Raw genomic sequence first — 14,328 nt, forward strand, 5'->3', positions numbered from 1 at the left:
CGTCATCCCCCGGTGCGGGGCACGTGCGCGTCCGGGGGACCGGCTCGGGGAGTGTCGCGCCTGGTCATCGAGGCGCGGCGGCTGGATCGGGCGCCGGCCGGGAAGGTCGCCGCATGACGTGGACAACGCAACCATCAAAAGAACAACAAATGGTGCAGAAGCGTCCTTTACCCATCGGTCACAAAGCGTTCGTGATCACGCAACACCGCTCGTCCACAGTGGGCGTATGAAGCGAAACATGTCTGATGTGACGCGAGCGCGGCACGGCCGCCCCGTCCACCACTGGCGCCGGGACGTTGTCGAGCTCGCCGCCCTGTTCACAGCCGTCGCGGTGGCCGACGCGGTGGCGAACCTGATCGGGCACGGCCCCGACGGACCGGCGCTGCTGGTGATCTCGGCGGTGGTGCTGCTGGCGACGGCGGCGTTCCACACATGGTGGTCACGACGCCACGGTCATGCACCGCCGACGAGCGATACCGATGCCCGGCCGCGCTCCGCAGAGGGCGAGACCGGGCCGTCGGAAGAGCCGGCCGGGGCGAGCGCGCTGTGGCGGATGCGGACCACGGTGAAGGACGCACCCGGTTCGCTGGCCGCGCTGTGCACGGCGCTGGCCGAGCGGCAGGTGGACATCCTCACCCTGCAGACGCATCCGCTGGGCGAGGACACGGTGGACGAGTTCCTGCTGCGCTCGCCGGGCGGGCTCTCGGCGGCGGAGATCACGCGCGTGGTGTCCGAGGCGGGTGGCGCGCACACCTGGATCGAGCGGGCCGACGCCCATGACCTGGTCGACGCACCGACCCGGGTGCTGGGGCTGGCCACCCGCACGGCTCTGGACACGGCGGAACTGCCGCTGGCCCTGCGCCAGTTGCTGGGCCGCTGCACGATCCGCTCGCTGCCCGCGACGCCGCCCGCCTCCCGTGACAAGGCCGGCGGCCGGGGCGAGGGCGGTCCGGTGGAGGGCGCACTGGAGGACACGGTGATGCGGCTGCGGGTGCCCGAGGGCGGTGTGATCACGGTGGAGCGGCCGTATCTGCCGTTCACGCCGACCGAGTTCGCGCGGGCGCGGGCACTGGTGGAGCTGGACGCGCGGCTCGGCCCGCGGGTCCCGCGCGGGCAGGACGAGCTGACGCTGCCGGAGGGCAACCCCATCACCGTGCGGCGGGCCGACACCGGGGACGTCGCCGCGGCGAAGGCGATGCACGAGCGGTGCTCGCAGCGGACGCTGGGCATGCGGTACCACGGGCCGGTGAAGGACGCCGACCGCTATCTCAACCATCTGCTCAGCCCGCGCTACGGCCGGACGCTCGTGGCGCAGACCCCCTCGGGCCGGGTCGTCGGGCTCGGGCATCTGCTGTGGGACGGGGACGAGACGGAGGTCGCGCTGCTCGTCGAGGACGACTGGCAGCGGCGGGGTGTCGGCAGTGAACTGCTCGGCAGGCTGGTGGGAATGGCGGTCGAGGCGGGCTGCGACAGCGTGTACGCAGTGACGCAGGCGGCGAACACCGGGATGGTCGCCGCGATGCGGGGCCTCGGGCTGCCGCTGGACTATCAGATCGAGGAGGGCACGCTGGTGATCACGGCGCGGCTCGCTCCGCTGGGTGAGGCCGCCGGTGCTGTGGAGCTTTCTCGTACAGGGGAGTTCGGGGTGGCCGACGCGTCGTAAGGGGCGGGGGTTGTGCGGCGGCTACCGGTGCGTTGTGGCTCGTCGCGCAGTTCCCCGCGCCCCTTTCGGGGCGCTTCAGCTCAGGCGCTCGTCATCGCCTCTCGCGCTCCCGTCCGCACCGGGGCCAGCGCCTGGTCCAGGTCCGCCCACAGGTCCTCGACGTCCTCCAGGCCCACCGACATGCGCAGCAGGCGGTCGGAGACGCCGGCGTCGCGGCGGTCGTCGGCGTCGACGATGCGGTGGCTGATGGAGGCGGGGTGCTGGATGAGGGTGTCGACGCTGCCGAGGCTGACCGCCGGGGTGATCAGGCGGACGTTCGCGATCACCTCGTGCGGTTCGCCGTGCACCTCGAAGGCGACCATCGCGCCGCCGATGCGCGGGTAGTGGACGCGGGCGACGCGCGGGTCGGCGGCGAGACGGCGGACGAGTTCGGCGGCGGTCTCGGAGGCGGCGCGCACCCGCACCGGCAGGGTGGACAGTCCGCGCAGCAGGAGGTAGCCGGCCAGCGGGTGCAGGACGCCGCCGGTGGCGAAGCGCACCTGGCGCAGCTTCCCGGCGAACTCCTCGTCGCAGGCCACCACGCCGGCCATGACGTCGCCGTGGCCGCCGAGGTACTTGGTGGCGCTGTGCAGCACCAGGCGGGCGCCCTGCTCGGCGGGGCGCTGGAGCACGGGCGTGGCGAAGGTGTTGTCGGCGAGCAGCGGGACCGAGCCGCAGGCGTGGGCGACGGCCCGCAGGTCGACCTCGGCGAGGGTCGGGTTGGCGGGCGACTCGACCATGACGAGGCCGGTGTCGGGGCGCAGCGCGTCGGCGATGCCGGCCGGGTCGGTCCAGGTGACCTCGGAGCCGAGGAGCCCGGCGGTCAGCAGATGGTCGCTGCAGCCGTACAAGGGGCGTACGGCGACGACGTGGCGCAGGCCCATGGAGGCCCGGACCAGCAGGACCGCGCTGAGGGCGGCCATGCCGCTGGCGAAGGCGACGGCGGACTCGGTGCCCTCCAGGCGGGCCAGGGCGGTCTCGAACCGGGCGACGGTCGGGTTGCCGAGGCGGGCGTAGACGGGCGGGCCGTCGAGTTCGGCGCCGGTCTCGGCGAAGGCGTCGATGCGGGCGGCCTCGCCGCGGCTGTCGTAGGACGGGTAGGTGGTGGACAGGTCGATCGGCGGCGCGTGCAGTCCCTGGCGCGCGAGGTCGTCGCGGCCGGCGTGCACAGCCTCGGTGGCCAGGGCCCGGGATGCGGGGCGGTGGCCTGCAATGACGCCCTTGGGCGTGTCCATGTCGGTGTCCATGAACGGACAGGGTGAACACCGACCGGGTCACAGGAATCGAACACCGTGCTACGTTCGGCGCGTGGCCGAATCTGTCGTACTGGATCCGGTCGATCTTCAGCTGCTGACCCTGCTGCAGAACGACGCACGGACGACCTACCGCGATCTCGCCGCCCAGGTGGGCGTCGCCCCGTCGACATGCCTGGACCGGGTGACCCGACTGCGGCGGGCCGGGGTGATCCTCGGCCATCAGCTGCGACTGGATCCGGCCAAGCTGGGCCGCGGCCTTCAGGCTCTGCTGTCGGTGCAGGTCAGACCGCATCGGCGGGAGCTGGTGGGGCCGTTCGTGGAGCGCATCCGGGCGCTGCCGGAGTCGCTGACCGTCTACCACCTCACGGGCCCGGACGACTATCTGGTGCATGTGGCCGTGGCGGACATGGCCGATCTGCAGCGGCTGGTGCTGGACGAGTTCACATCACAGCGGGAGGTGGCCCGGGTGGAGACCCGGTTGATCTTCCAGCGGTGGGACTGCGGGCCGCTGCTGCCGCCTTCGCCCTCGGCGCAATCGGGGTGACGTGCGGCGGGCGGCCGTACGAGGATGGTCAACATGTCACAGACCAAGAGCCCGCTGCCCCGTGAGGTCGCCGACGCCTATGTCGACGACCTCGTCGCCCTCGATCCCGTCACCGGCACCTACCTCGGTGTGAAGGAGAGTTCGAGCCGACTGCCCGATCTCTCGCCAGCGGGACAGGAGGCGCTCGCGGCACTGCAACGGGCGACGCTCGCGCGGCTCGACGAGGCCGAGCGGCAGCCCGGCGCGGACAGTGACATCGAACGCCGGTGCGCGCGGCTGCTGCGGGAGCGGCTGACCGCCGAACTCGCCGTGCACGAGGCCCACGAGGGCCTGCGGGCGGTCGGCAACATGGCGACGCCCGCGCACAGTGTGCGGGAGGTCTTCACGGTCACGCCCGCCGACACCGACGAGGACTGGGCAGCGATCACCGAGCGGCTGCGCGCGGTCCCGGCGGCGCTGGCGGGCTACCGGGAGTCGCTGACGCTCGGCCTGGAGCGCAAGCTGTACGCGGCGCCGCGGCCGACGGCCACGTTCGTGGACCAGCTCGGCGAGTGGGCGGACACCGACGGCAACGGCCGCGGCTGGTTCGAGGACTTCGCGGCGGCCGGTCCCGATGCCCTGCGCGGCGAACTGGACGAGGCCGCCCGCGGGGCGACGGCGGCCGTGGTGGAGCTGCGGGACTGGATGCGGGAGGTGTACGTCCCGGCGATCGAGGGCGCGCCGAACACGGTGGGCCGCGAGCGCTACGCCCGCTGGTCGCGTTACTTCAACGGCACGGACCTCGACCTGGACGAGGCGTACGCGTACGGCTGGTCCGAGTACCACAGGCTGCTGGGCGAGATGAAGAAGGAGGCCGAGAAGATCCTGCCGGGCGCACAGACGCCGTGGGTGGCGCTCGCGCACCTCGACGAGCACGGCCGGCACATCGAGGGCGTCGACGAGGTCCGCGAGTGGCTGCAGGGCGTGATGGACCGGGCGATCGAGGCGCTCGACGGCACGCACTTCGAACTGGCCGAGCCGGTGCGGAAGGTGGAGTCCTGCATCGCGCCGCCCGGCAGCGCGGCCGCGCCCTACTACACCCAGCCGTCGGAGGACTTCTCCCGGCCGGGCCGCACCTGGCTGCCGACCATGGGGCAGACCCGGTTCCCGGTCTACGACCTGGTCTCCACCTGGTACCACGAGGGCGTGCCGGGCCATCACCTCCAGCTCGCGCAGTGGACGTACGTCGCGAAGAACCTCTCGCGCTACCAGGCCACGGTCGGCGGAGTCAGCGCCAACGCCGAGGGCTGGGCCCTGTACGCGGAGCGGCTGATGGACGAACTCGGCTTCCTGGCCGACCCGGAGGAGCGGCTCGGTTACCTGGACGCGCAGATGATGCGCTCGACCCGGGTCATCGTCGACATCGGTATGCACCTGGAGCTGGAGATCCCGGCGGACTCGCCTTTCCACCCCGGTGAGCGCTGGACGCCGGAGCTGGCGCAGGAGTTCTTCGGCGCGCACAGCAGCCGCCCGGCCGACTTCGTCGAGAGCGAGCTGACCCGCTACCTCACGATCCCCGGCCAGGCCATCGGCTACAAGCTGGGCGAACGCGCCTGGCTGCTCGGCCGCGAGAACGCCCGCAAGCGTCACGGCGCCGCCTTCGACCTCAAGTCCTGGCACATGGCCGCCCTTTCCCAGGGCTCCCTGGGCCTGGACGACCTGGTGGACGAGCTCTCAGCCCTCTGATCCGACTGCGCGAAGGGCGGCGGGGCCTGACGACAGGCCCCGCCGCCCTTGCCGTTGTCAACAGCCGCAGTCCTCCGCGTCCACCGGCGCCGTCAGCGCGTCGGCGTCCCGCTGCTCGCGCCCCTCCCAGGTCTCGAAGGCGAAGCCCTCCCGCACCCAGTACTCGAAGCCGCCGAGCATCTCCTTGACCTGGTAACCGAGTTCGGCCAAGGCCAGCGCCGCGCGAGTCGCGCCGTTGCAGCCGGGGCCCCAGCAGTACGTCACGACGGGCACGGACTTGTCGAGGAGCTGCTCGGCCTGCTCGGGGATCAGCGCGGTCGGCAGGTGGACGGCGCCGGGGACGTGGCCCTGGTCCCAGCTCGCGGTGGAGCGGGAGTCCAGCAGGACGAAGCCGGGGTCGCCGTCGGCGGAGAGCGCGGCGGCCACGTCGGAGACGTCGGCGTGGAAGACCAGCGAGGCACGGAAGTAGGCGGCGGCCTCGGCGGGGGCGGCGGGCGCGACGCGCAGGACGGGGTTGACGGCGGGGGCGGTGGCGGCGGTGGTCATCGCGGGGCCTTTCTCGACGACTGCAGTCTCGGTGACTGCACTCTCGGTGACTGCTCTCTCACGGGCTCTCGTCACTGACCGCGCTGTCACTGACTGCTCCGATGACCAGAAATCTACGGCCGTTGATCATCTTCTTGAAGAGCCGTTCCACGGTCCGGACCTTGATGCGCCGGGGATTCCCCTGCTATCCATCGGGCATGACCACGTTTTCCCCGGACGCCACCGACTGGCGCATCCTCGACGTCCTGCAGCGTGACGGACGGGCCAGCTTCGCCGAGCTGGCCCGGGCCGTGTCGATGTCCGCGAGCGCGGTCACCGAGCGGGTGCGCCGGCTGGAGGAGGCGGGCGTGATCCAGGGCTACGCGGCGGTCGTGGACCCGGACCGGCTGGGCATGCCGATCCTTGCGTTCGTCCGGCTGCGCTACCCCAACGGCAACTACAAGCCCTTCCACGACCTGGTCGCCGTGACGCCGGAGATCCTGGAGGCGCACCACGTCACCGGCGACGACTGCTTCGTGATCAAGGTCACCGCCCGCTCGATGAAGCACCTGGAGGACGTGTCGGGCCGGATCGGCGCGCTGGGGTCGGTGACCACCAGCGTCGTCTACTCCTCGCCCCTCCCCCGCCGGCCGCTCGGTCAGTGACCGCGCTGGCGCAGCGTCGAGCCCGATCTGCCCTTGACGACCTCCAGCTGTGCGTGGACACGGCGCCGTAGGTCGGGCACATGGCTGACGATGCCGACGCTGCGGTCGCGCTCGCGCAGCGAGTCGAGGACGTCCAGCACCTCGTCCAGCGTCTGGTCGTCGAGGCTGCCGAAGCCCTCGTCGATGAAGAGGGTGTCCAGGCGCACCCCGCCCGCCTCGTCGGTGACGACGTCCGCGAGACCGAGGGCGAGGGCGAGGGAGGCGAAGAAGGTCTCGCCGCCCGACAGGGTCGAGGTGTCCCGCTCGCGTCCGGTCCAGGCGTCCACGACATGCAGGCCGAGGCCGCTGCGGCCGCGTCCGGAGCGGTCGTCGGAGTGGACGAGGGTGTAGCGGCCGGAGGACATCCGGCGCAGGCGCACGGTCGCCGCGGCGGCCACCTGTTCCAGGCGGGCGGCCAGCACATAGGACTCCAGGCGCATCTTGCGCTCGTTGTCGGCCGCCGTGCCCGCGGTGAGGGCGGCCAGCCGGGCCACCCGGTCGTACTCCTCGCGCAGCGGTGCCAGCTTGCGCACGCCTGCGGCCGCGTGCCGGGACAGCCGGTCGAGCTCGGTGCGGCGCCGGTCGGCGGCGTCGCGCGCGGAGGCCGCCTCACGCACGCGCCGGGCGGCGTCGGCGGCGGCCTGCTCGGCGCCCACGAGGTCGGCGGGCGGGCGCTGGGCGGCGGCCGCGGTGTCGGCCTCGGCGAGGACGGCCCGTACGGCGGCCTCCTCGGTCTGCCAGGCATCCAGGCGGCGTTGCAGTGTGCGGTGGGCGGCGTCGTCCAGGAGGGCACCCGCGGCGGCCTGCGGGGTGTCGAAGCCGGCCCGGAAGGCGGCGTCGGCGAGCCGGGCGTCGGCGTCCTTGAGCCGCTGGGCGGCGTCCTCGGCGGCGCGGGCGGCCTCCGCCGCGGCGTCGAGCAGTACGGTCTGCCGCTCCAGCTGGGCGGCGCGCGCGGCGACGCTGTCCAGGGCGCCCCGCGCCTCGGTCAACTCGCCTTCCAGTGCGGTGCGTTCCCGGTCGAGGGCATCGCGGCGGGCCGCCCGGGAGGCCGACCGCAGCGCGGCTTCCTGGCGGGCGTCGGTGCGCCGCCGGTGCTCCGCCTCGGCCCGGCGCAGCTCCTCGTGCGCGGGGTGCAGACCGGAGGCCTCACTGCGCGCCAGCGTGTAGCGCCGCTCCAGCTCCTCGGCCTCCTCGGTGAGCCGCGCGGTGGGGGCGTCGCCCGCCTCGGCGGTGGCGGCGGCCAGCTCCTCGCGGAGTCCGCCGAGCCGGCGCTCGTCCTGCGCGCGGGTCTCCTCGGCGCGCTGCGAGGCGGCCAGCGCGCGTTCCTCGGTGTCGCGGTCCACGTGTCCGTCGACCCTGCGGGCGGGCGCGGGGTGCTCGGTGGCGCCGCAGACGGCGCAGGCCTCGCCGTCGCGGAGGTTCGCGGCGAGTTCGGCGGCGATGCCGTTCAGCCGCTGTTCCTTCAGGTCGAGCCAGTGGGTACGGGCCCGCACCGCGTGGTCCGCGGAGGCGAGGGCCTGCTGCTGCGCGGCTGCGGCCTCGGTGGCGAGCCGGTCGCGCCGTACGGCCGCGTCCAGCCGCCGCCGGGCCGGTTCGCGCTGGACGGCGAGCTGCTCCGCGCGCGTGGCGGCCTCCTGCGCGGCGTCGATCCGGGCCTGGAGGGCGGCGCGGACGGTGTCCCACTCGGCGAGCCAGGTGTCGGCCTCGGCGAGGACGTCCTCGTCGGCGCGCTCCTGCCGGTCGAGCCCCGCGCGTTCGGCGACCAGGTCGGCCAGGCGCTGTTCGGCGCGCCGGGCGGACTCCAGGCCGCCCAGCTCCTCGGCGGCCCGGCGTGCGGCGGCGGCGAGTCCGGGCGCGCCCGCGTCGGCGAAGGTGTCCGGCAGCAGGGCACGCGCGTGTGCCTCGGCGGCGGCCGCCCGCCGGTGCTCGGCCTCGGCGGAGTCGCGCAGCTCCAGCGCGGGCGCGACCGCCTCGGCCTTGCGGCCCCGCTCCATCCGTTCCGTGTCCGCCCGGTGGTCGTCCGACCGCTCCTGGAGCAGCAGCGCCCGCTCCCGCGCCTCCGCGAACCGCCGTTGCAGTCGCGCGTTCTCGCGTACGTCTTCCAGGGCGCGGTCGGCCGCGGCCTGTGCGGACTCGGCGGCGGCCAGTCGGCAGTGGGCGATGGTGAGCTGCTCGCGCGCGGTGCTGCGGGCGACGGCCGCCGCGCTCAGCACGGCCTCGGCGAGGCCCGGCTCGCCCGGGGTGAGCTCCGGCAGCTCCATGGCGTCGCCGGCGGCCTGCTGCATGCGGTGCGCGTCCGCGAGCAGGGCGGCGTCGCCCTCGTGGACACCCGCCTGGGTGGTCCTGCGGCGCTCGGCGAGCCGCTTCTCCACGTCGGCGAAGCGCTGGGTGTCGAAGAGCCGGCCGAGCAGCTTGCCGCGGGCCTCGGCGTCGGCGCGCAGGAACCGCGCGAAGTCGCCCTGCGGCAGCAGCACGACCTGGCAGAACTGCTCCCGGCTCATGCCGAGCAGCTGGGTGATCTCCTCGCCGATCTCCTGGTGGGAGCGGCTGAGGTCCTTCCAGGCACCGGATCGGTGCTCGCGCAGCCAGGTCTGGGCCTTGTCGAGCGTCGTACCGGCGCCGCGCTTCTTGGGGCGCTCCCAGGGCGGCTGCCGGGTGATCTCCAACCGGCGTCCGGCGACGGTGAGTTCGAGTGTCACCGACGTACGCGTGCCGGGGGCGGCATGGTCGCTGCGCAGGTTGGTGCCGAGCCGGGCGCCGGGCACGGAGCCGTACAGGGCGTAGCAGACGGCGTCCAGGACGGAGGTCTTGCCCGCGCCGGTCGGGCCGTGCAGCAGGAACAGTCCTGCGGCGGACAGCGCGTCGAAGTCGACGCTGTGGGAGGCGCCGAAGGGGCCGAAGGCGGTCAGGTCGAGCCGGTGCAGCCTCATCGGGCCACCTCCCGCACGGTCGCGTCCACGCGCACGGCGTCGAAGGCGTCCCGCAGCACGGCCCGCTCCCGCTCGTCGGGCCCGGCGCCGCGCACATGGGCGACGAAGTCCTCGGCGATCTGCTCGTCGCTGCGCCCGGCAAGGCGTCTGGCGTACGACACGTCGGGGTCGTCGGCGGTGCGCTCGGGTTCGAAGACCAGGCTGAGGGTGTGCGGGAAGCGCTCGGTGAGCCGGGCCATCGGCTCGGCCGGGCGCACGGCGTCGGTCAGGGTGGCCTCCACCCAGGACTCCTCGTGCCGGTCCAGGGCGGGGTCGCCGAGCAGTTCCTCCAGGGTGCCCCGCAGCCGGGCGAGCGCACGCGGCACCGGGCAGTCCACGCGCTCGGCGCTGACGTGCCCCTCGCCGTCGAGGTCGACCAGCCACATGCTCTTGCGGTGGCCGGCCTCGGAGAAGGAGTACGGCAGCGGGGAGCCGGAGTAGCGCACGCGCTCGGTGATGGTCTGGGAGCCGTGCAGATGTCCCAGGGCCGCGTAGTCCACGCCGTCGAAGACGCCGGCCGGGACGGCGGCCACGCCGCCCACCGCGATGTCGCGCTCGCTGTCGCTGGGCTCGCCGCCGGTGACGAAGGCGTGCGCGAGGACGACGGACCGGGTGCCCCGCGCGCGGGTGGCGAGGTCGGCGCGGACCCGGTCCATGGCTGCCGAGAGCACCGCCTCGTGTCCGGGCTTGTCCACCGCGAACTCGTCCTTCACCAGGGCCGGTTCGAGATACGGCAGCCCGTAGAAGGCGACGTCCCCGAAGGTGTCCCGCAGCACCACGGGCGCCCCGCACGCCGCCGGGTCGGTCCGCAGATGGATCCCGGCCCGCCCGATCAGCCCCGCGCCCACACCGAGGCGCCGCGCGGAGTCGTGGTTCCCGGAGATCATCACCGTAGGGACGCCGAGGTCGGCGAGCCGGTGCATGGCGTCGTCGAACAGCTCGACCGCGGCCAGCGGCGGCACCGCGCGGTCGTACACGTCTCCCGCCACGACCACCGCGTCCACGTCGCGCTCACGCGCGGTCGCGACCAGGTGCCCGATGAACTCGGCCTGGGCGCCGAGCATGCTCACCCGGTGGAACGCCCGGCCGAGATGCCAGTCGGAAGTGTGCAGGAGCCTCATGATCCCCGAGACTAACGGCCGGGTCTGACATCACGGGCGGTTACTCCCGTACCGCCCGTCATGACCGTTCTCACAAGCGGGAGTTATGCCCGATATGCACCAATTATCTTGCCTACGCGTCCCCGTACGCCTCTCCGCCCAGCTCGAACCCCGCCGTGCCGGCGGTCGCGTCGGCGAGCCAGGCGCGGAAGGAGTCGACGTCGGCGTCGGGGAGGCCGATCTCGATCGTGACCTGCTCGGTGTAGCGGACGTCGCGGACCTCGCGGCCGGTGGCGCGCAGGTCGTTCTGGATCTTGCCGGCGCGCTGGTGGTCGACGGTGACGGTGGCGAGGCGGAAGCGGCGGCGGGTGATCGTGCCGAGGGTGTCGATGGCCTCGCCGACCGCTCCGCCGTACGCGCGGATCAGACCGCCCGCGCCGAGCTTGACGCCGCCGTAGTAGCGGGTGACCACGGCGACGACGTACCGCATGTCGCGGCGCAGCAGCATCTGCAGCATGGGGACGCCCGCGGTGCCGCCCGGTTCGCCGTCGTCGCTGGCCTTTTGCACGGAGGCGTCCGCGCCGATGACGTACGCCCAGCAGTTGTGGGTGGCGTCGGCGTGCTCCTTGCGGACGGCCGCGACGAAGTCCTGCGCCTCCTGCTCGGTGGCCGCGGGGGCGAGCGCGCACAGGAAGCGGGAGCGGTTGATCTCGATCTCGTGCACGCCCGCGTGGGCGACTGTGCGGTACTCGTCCTGCATCCGGCCACCCTATGCGCTGCGGACGGCCCGCCGGACCTAGGGCTTTTTGCCCCGCGGACGGCCCGCCGAACTCAGGGCTTCTTGCCCCGCGGCACGACCATCGCCGTCAGCAGGGCGCAGCCCGGGGCGAGTGCCTCCCAGGTGTGTCCGTACCAGGTCAGGACGGCGATCGCCGAGGTCGGGAACTTCTCGCGGACCGCGTCCAGGGCGCCGTCCATGTCGCTCCCGGCCAGGGTGAGGACCAGCTCCTCGAGGCCGGGGTTGTGGCCGATCAGCAGCAGCGTGCCGACCTGTGGCGGTGTCTCGCCTGCCACGGTCAGCAGGTCCGCCGCGTCGGCCGCGTACACCCGGTGGTCGAAGCGCACCTGCGGCGGCGTGCCCCACTCGGCGGAGGCCAGTTCCCACGTCCCACGCGCGCGTACGGCGGTGGAGCACACGGCGAGGTCCGGCAGCCAGTCGCTCTCCGCCAGCACCCGGCCCGCCACGGGCGCGTCCCGGCGGCCGCGCGGCGCGAGCGGACGCTCATGGTCGGCCACGTCCTCGGGCCAGGCGGACTTCGCGTGCCGCAGCACGACCAGCCGGCGGCGCGGACCCGCGCCCGCGCGGGCGGTCACGCCGGGCTGCCCAGGTCGCGGGTGAGCTCCAGCCCGAGCAGCCGGTCCGCATACGCATACGTCTCGAACCGCGCGCCCTCGGGCAGCTCCGGCCCGGCCGCCTCGACCCGCTCCAGCACCCGCAGGATCCCCGGCACGTCCAGGTCGTCCTCCCACGCCTCCCGCAGCAGGGCCCGTATGTCGGCGGGAATCGGGCGCGACGGCTGCCGCGCCCACACGGCCACGGTCCGCCGCCAACGCCGCAGGGTGTCCTCCGCGCGGTCCAGCAGGGCGGCGTCCAGGTGCAGGGGCGCGCGGCGGGGCTCGCGGAGCAGGGCGAGGCGGAGGACGGCCGGGTCGGCGGGGTCGGCCGGATCGAGAGCCGGAAGCACCAGGTCGGGGGACGTGCCGTCCGCGGTGGCCACCCCGATCCGCACCCCCTCCGGAGCCGGGCCGGTCGCCCCCTCCGCCACCACATGGAGAACCTGCGCCTCACCCAGCCCGGTGCCCACGTCCCGGCTGTCCTCGAAGGGACGTACGCCCAGAGCCGCGGCCGCGGCCCGCAGCTCAGCCTCCTCCGGTCCGCCGCTCAGCACCGCCCACACCGGGGTGCCGCCCAGTTCCAGCGCACGTACCAGCAGGTCGGCGACGAGCAGCACGCGCAGTGCCGTGAGGCCGGGTCCGGTCGCACGGGCCTCGACCCGGGTCAGGCCCCGGCGGGCGGGGGCGGCCTCGACGGGCTCGCCGGTACGGGCGTCGATGATGCGCAGCACGAGGTGAGCGTAGGCGGAGGGACGGGGCGGCGCAGAGATGTCGTACGCATTCAGGTCACGGCGCCGCCCGGTCGGGCCCCCGGCCGGTCTCCCGGCCCAGCTCCCCACCCCGGGGAATCTCGGGGGCTCCCCCTCTGTTGGCGCCAGCGGGGCAGCAGTGCTCCTGGGACGACGAGGCCGAAGGAGGCCATGGTGTACGGCGACGCAGAGACAGTCCGCAAGATCCTCACCGAAGCCGGTGACACCTGGGCCGTGGTCGGCCTGTCCTCCAACCGGAGGAGGGCCGCGTACGGTGTCGCCGAGGTGCTGCAGCGGTACGGGAAGCGGATCGTGCCCGTCCATCCCAAGGCGGAGACCGTGCACGGTGAGCAGGGGTACGCCTCGCTCGCCGACATCCCCTTCGACGTGGACGTCGTCGACGTGTTCGTCAACAGCGACCTCGCCGGGGACATCGCCGACCAGGCCGTCGCCAAGGGCGCGCAGGCCGTCTGGTTCCAGCTCGACGTCATCGACGAGGCCGCGTACGAGCGCACCCGCGCGGCCGGCCTCGACATGGTGATGGACCGCTGCCCGGCGATCGAGATCCCCCGGCTCCGCTAGGGCCTGCCAGGCCCCGCGACGCCGGCATGATCCGGAAGACAGGCCCTAGGGCCCCCGAAGCCGGGCCCTAGGCGCGCTTGGCGGGGGTCAGTTCGCACCTCCCGTTCGTGCAGGACCGACGGAGCCTGCCGGCCGAGAGGGTCTCCGCCAGGCCGATCGCCCAGCACATCGGGCAGCCGCGCAGCGCGACCAGTCCGACCGGGGCGAGCAGCAGGCTCAGCGGACCGACGACCGGCAGCAGGGCCAGGGAGGCGATGAGCGCGCCGAACCCGACGGCTCCCCGGGCCAGATGGCGCGGGACGGTGGCACTGGCGTAGTTGGGGGCGGGTTTGGTGGGGCGGATCGCCGTGCTCTGGTCAGATGTCATCGTCGGTTCCCCTCGTTCCGGTGGTTCCGGCCGGTTCGTCGTGCAGGGCCTCGCGGACCGCCGAACGGGCCCGGTGCAGGCGGGACTTCATGGCGGCGGTGCTCAGCCCGAGCCGGTCGGCGACCGTGCGGCCGGGCAGGCCCTGGATGTCCCGCATGACCAGCACCTGCCGCTGGTCGTCGGGCAGCGCGGCGACGGCGGCCGCGACACGTTCGGCCTCCAGGCGCAGCAGCACCTCCTCCTCGGCGGACCGCCCGCCGCCCGAGGTGCCGGGCCGGTCCGGCTCGTCGGCCGGTCCTCGGTGGAGCAGGCCGCGGGTGCGGCGCAGGCACTCGTTGCGGACGATCCGGAACATCCACGACGCCAGCGCCCCGGAGGCGCGCAGCATGCCGATCTTGCGATAGAGGATGATCAGCGCTTCCTGAGCGGCGTCCTCGGCGTCCTGCGGTGTGGCGCACAGCGAGTGCGCGAACCGCTGCACGTGCGGGTACGAGCTGTACACCAGCGCGCTGAGCGCCTCGACGTCGCCGCGTTGCGCCGCGGCGACCAGGGTGCCGCCGGGCCAGGTGCGGTCAGCCACGCTGACGCTTCCGGCGGCGCAGCGTGACGGTGCACACGCACAGCAGCAGCGCGGCTGCCGCTACGACGATCACGACAGTGGTCATGGGGTCCTCCCGTTGGGTGCGAGGCGGACGCGGTCGTCCGCACAC

The 14,328-nt window shown here is 73.8% G+C and carries 14 protein-coding genes; 5 read left to right on the forward strand and 9 right to left on the reverse strand.

The features are described from left to right. Positions 1 to 238: 238 nt before the first annotated feature. Positions 239 to 1,663 carry a GNAT family N-acetyltransferase gene (locus ACIQ6Y_RS18700; protein WP_404039756.1) on the forward strand — a complete coding sequence of 475 codons (1,425 nt, stop codon included), beginning with the start codon at positions 239 to 241 and terminating at the stop codon, positions 1,661 to 1,663. Positions 1,664 to 1,743: 80 nt separating this feature from the next. Here the strand turns inward: ACIQ6Y_RS18700 and ACIQ6Y_RS18705 are convergent, their stop codons facing one another. After that, positions 1,744 to 2,949 carry a trans-sulfuration enzyme family protein gene (locus ACIQ6Y_RS18705; RefSeq protein WP_404039759.1) on the reverse strand — a complete coding sequence of 402 codons (1,206 nt, stop codon included), beginning with the start codon at positions 2,947 to 2,949 and terminating at the stop codon, positions 1,744 to 1,746. A 61-nt stretch (positions 2,950 to 3,010) separates the two neighbouring features. On the opposite strand from ACIQ6Y_RS18705, the gene ACIQ6Y_RS18710 reads away from it, so the two are divergent. Beyond that, on the forward strand, positions 3,011 to 3,502 hold the full coding sequence (locus tag ACIQ6Y_RS18710; RefSeq protein WP_404039762.1) for an Lrp/AsnC family transcriptional regulator: 492 nt from the start codon (positions 3,011 to 3,013) through the stop codon (positions 3,500 to 3,502). Between the two features lie 33 nt (positions 3,503 to 3,535). Further along, complete coding sequence (locus tag ACIQ6Y_RS18715) at positions 3,536 to 5,227, forward strand: DUF885 domain-containing protein (protein WP_404039765.1); 1,692 nt, start codon at positions 3,536 to 3,538, stop codon at positions 5,225 to 5,227. Between the two features lie 57 nt (positions 5,228 to 5,284). On the opposite strand, the gene ACIQ6Y_RS18720 is transcribed toward ACIQ6Y_RS18715, so the two are convergent. Then, a complete protein-coding gene (locus ACIQ6Y_RS18720) occupies positions 5,285 to 5,773 on the reverse strand; it encodes a rhodanese-like domain-containing protein (protein ID WP_404039767.1) in 489 nt (162 codons plus the stop codon). Between the two features lie 197 nt (positions 5,774 to 5,970). Here ACIQ6Y_RS18720 and ACIQ6Y_RS18725 point away from each other — a divergent pair, with 197 nt between their 5' ends. Continuing rightward, positions 5,971 to 6,417 carry an Lrp/AsnC family transcriptional regulator gene (locus tag ACIQ6Y_RS18725; protein WP_404039770.1) on the forward strand — a complete coding sequence of 149 codons (447 nt, stop codon included), beginning with the start codon at positions 5,971 to 5,973 and terminating at the stop codon, positions 6,415 to 6,417. Here the strand turns inward: ACIQ6Y_RS18725 and ACIQ6Y_RS18730 are convergent. The 5 genes from ACIQ6Y_RS18730 to ACIQ6Y_RS18750 all read right to left on the reverse strand — a co-directional run bounded on the left by ACIQ6Y_RS18730 (position 6,411) and on the right by ACIQ6Y_RS18750 (position 12,651). Further along, the gene (locus ACIQ6Y_RS18730) at positions 6,411 to 9,386 is read right to left on the reverse strand and encodes an AAA family ATPase (protein ID WP_404039773.1); all 2,976 of its coding nucleotides are present in this window, start codon (positions 9,384 to 9,386) and stop codon (positions 6,411 to 6,413) included. The two genes, ACIQ6Y_RS18725 and ACIQ6Y_RS18730, sit on opposite strands and share 7 nt — an antisense overlap. Beyond that, a complete protein-coding gene (locus tag ACIQ6Y_RS18735) occupies positions 9,383 to 10,546 on the reverse strand; it encodes an exonuclease SbcCD subunit D (RefSeq protein ID WP_404039776.1) in 1,164 nt (387 codons plus the stop codon). Before ACIQ6Y_RS18735 ends, ACIQ6Y_RS18730 begins: the two co-directional genes overlap by 4 nt. 112 nt (positions 10,547 to 10,658) lie before the next feature. Beyond that, positions 10,659 to 11,285: a YigZ family protein gene (locus ACIQ6Y_RS18740; protein WP_404039779.1), complete on the reverse strand. Its 627-nt coding sequence runs from the start codon at positions 11,283 to 11,285 to the stop codon at positions 10,659 to 10,661. Positions 11,286 to 11,356: 71 nt separating this feature from the next. Next, the gene (locus tag ACIQ6Y_RS18745; protein ID WP_404039782.1) at positions 11,357 to 11,899 is read right to left on the reverse strand and encodes a SixA phosphatase family protein; all 543 of its coding nucleotides are present in this window, start codon (positions 11,897 to 11,899) and stop codon (positions 11,357 to 11,359) included. Beyond that, the gene (locus ACIQ6Y_RS18750) at positions 11,896 to 12,651 is read right to left on the reverse strand and encodes a hypothetical protein (protein WP_404039785.1); all 756 of its coding nucleotides are present in this window, start codon (positions 12,649 to 12,651) and stop codon (positions 11,896 to 11,898) included. Before ACIQ6Y_RS18750 ends, ACIQ6Y_RS18745 begins: the two co-directional genes overlap by 4 nt. Before the next feature lie 192 nt (positions 12,652 to 12,843). Here ACIQ6Y_RS18750 and ACIQ6Y_RS18755 point away from each other — a divergent pair, with 192 nt between their 5' ends. After that, the gene (locus tag ACIQ6Y_RS18755) at positions 12,844 to 13,251 is read left to right on the forward strand and encodes a CoA-binding protein (RefSeq protein ID WP_404039788.1); all 408 of its coding nucleotides are present in this window, start codon (positions 12,844 to 12,846) and stop codon (positions 13,249 to 13,251) included. Positions 13,252 to 13,318: 67 nt separating this feature from the next. Here the strand turns inward: ACIQ6Y_RS18755 and ACIQ6Y_RS18760 are convergent, their stop codons facing one another. Then, positions 13,319 to 13,618, reverse strand: a complete 300-nt coding sequence (locus tag ACIQ6Y_RS18760; protein WP_404039791.1) for a hypothetical protein — start codon at positions 13,616 to 13,618, stop codon at positions 13,319 to 13,321. After that, the gene (locus ACIQ6Y_RS18765; protein ID WP_404039794.1) at positions 13,608 to 14,198 is read right to left on the reverse strand and encodes an RNA polymerase sigma factor; all 591 of its coding nucleotides are present in this window, start codon (positions 14,196 to 14,198) and stop codon (positions 13,608 to 13,610) included. Before ACIQ6Y_RS18765 ends, ACIQ6Y_RS18760 begins: the two co-directional genes overlap by 11 nt. Positions 14,199 to 14,328: the final 130 nt, after the last annotated feature.

The organism is Streptomyces sp. NPDC096205 (genome assembly GCF_044763135.1).
GTDB lineage: Bacteria > Actinomycetota > Actinomycetes > Streptomycetales > Streptomycetaceae > Streptomyces.

What these genes read in the sequence shown, in the direction of transcription:
- ACIQ6Y_RS18715 (WP_404039765.1), top strand. Translation starts at nt 3,536, where the DNA reads ATGTCACAGACCAAGAGCCCGCTGCCCCGTGAGGTCGCCGACGCCTAT.
- ACIQ6Y_RS18735 (WP_404039776.1), bottom strand. Translation starts at nt 10,546, where the DNA reads ATGAGGCTCCTGCACACTTCCGACTGGCATCTCGGCCGGGCGTTCCAC.
- ACIQ6Y_RS18720 (WP_404039767.1), bottom strand. Translation starts at nt 5,773, where the DNA reads ATGACCACCGCCGCCACCGCCCCCGCCGTCAACCCCGTCCTGCGCGTC.
- ACIQ6Y_RS18730 (WP_404039773.1), bottom strand. Translation starts at nt 9,386, where the DNA reads ATGAGGCTGCACCGGCTCGACCTGACCGCCTTCGGCCCCTTCGGCGCC.
- ACIQ6Y_RS18700 (WP_404039756.1), top strand. Translation starts at nt 239, where the DNA reads ATGTCTGATGTGACGCGAGCGCGGCACGGCCGCCCCGTCCACCACTGG.
- ACIQ6Y_RS18705 (WP_404039759.1), bottom strand. Translation starts at nt 2,949, where the DNA reads ATGGACACCGACATGGACACGCCCAAGGGCGTCATTGCAGGCCACCGC.
- ACIQ6Y_RS18725 (WP_404039770.1), top strand. Translation starts at nt 5,971, where the DNA reads ATGACCACGTTTTCCCCGGACGCCACCGACTGGCGCATCCTCGACGTC.
- ACIQ6Y_RS18740 (WP_404039779.1), bottom strand. Translation starts at nt 11,285, where the DNA reads ATGCAGGACGAGTACCGCACAGTCGCCCACGCGGGCGTGCACGAGATC.
- ACIQ6Y_RS18760 (WP_404039791.1), bottom strand. Translation starts at nt 13,618, where the DNA reads ATGACATCTGACCAGAGCACGGCGATCCGCCCCACCAAACCCGCCCCC.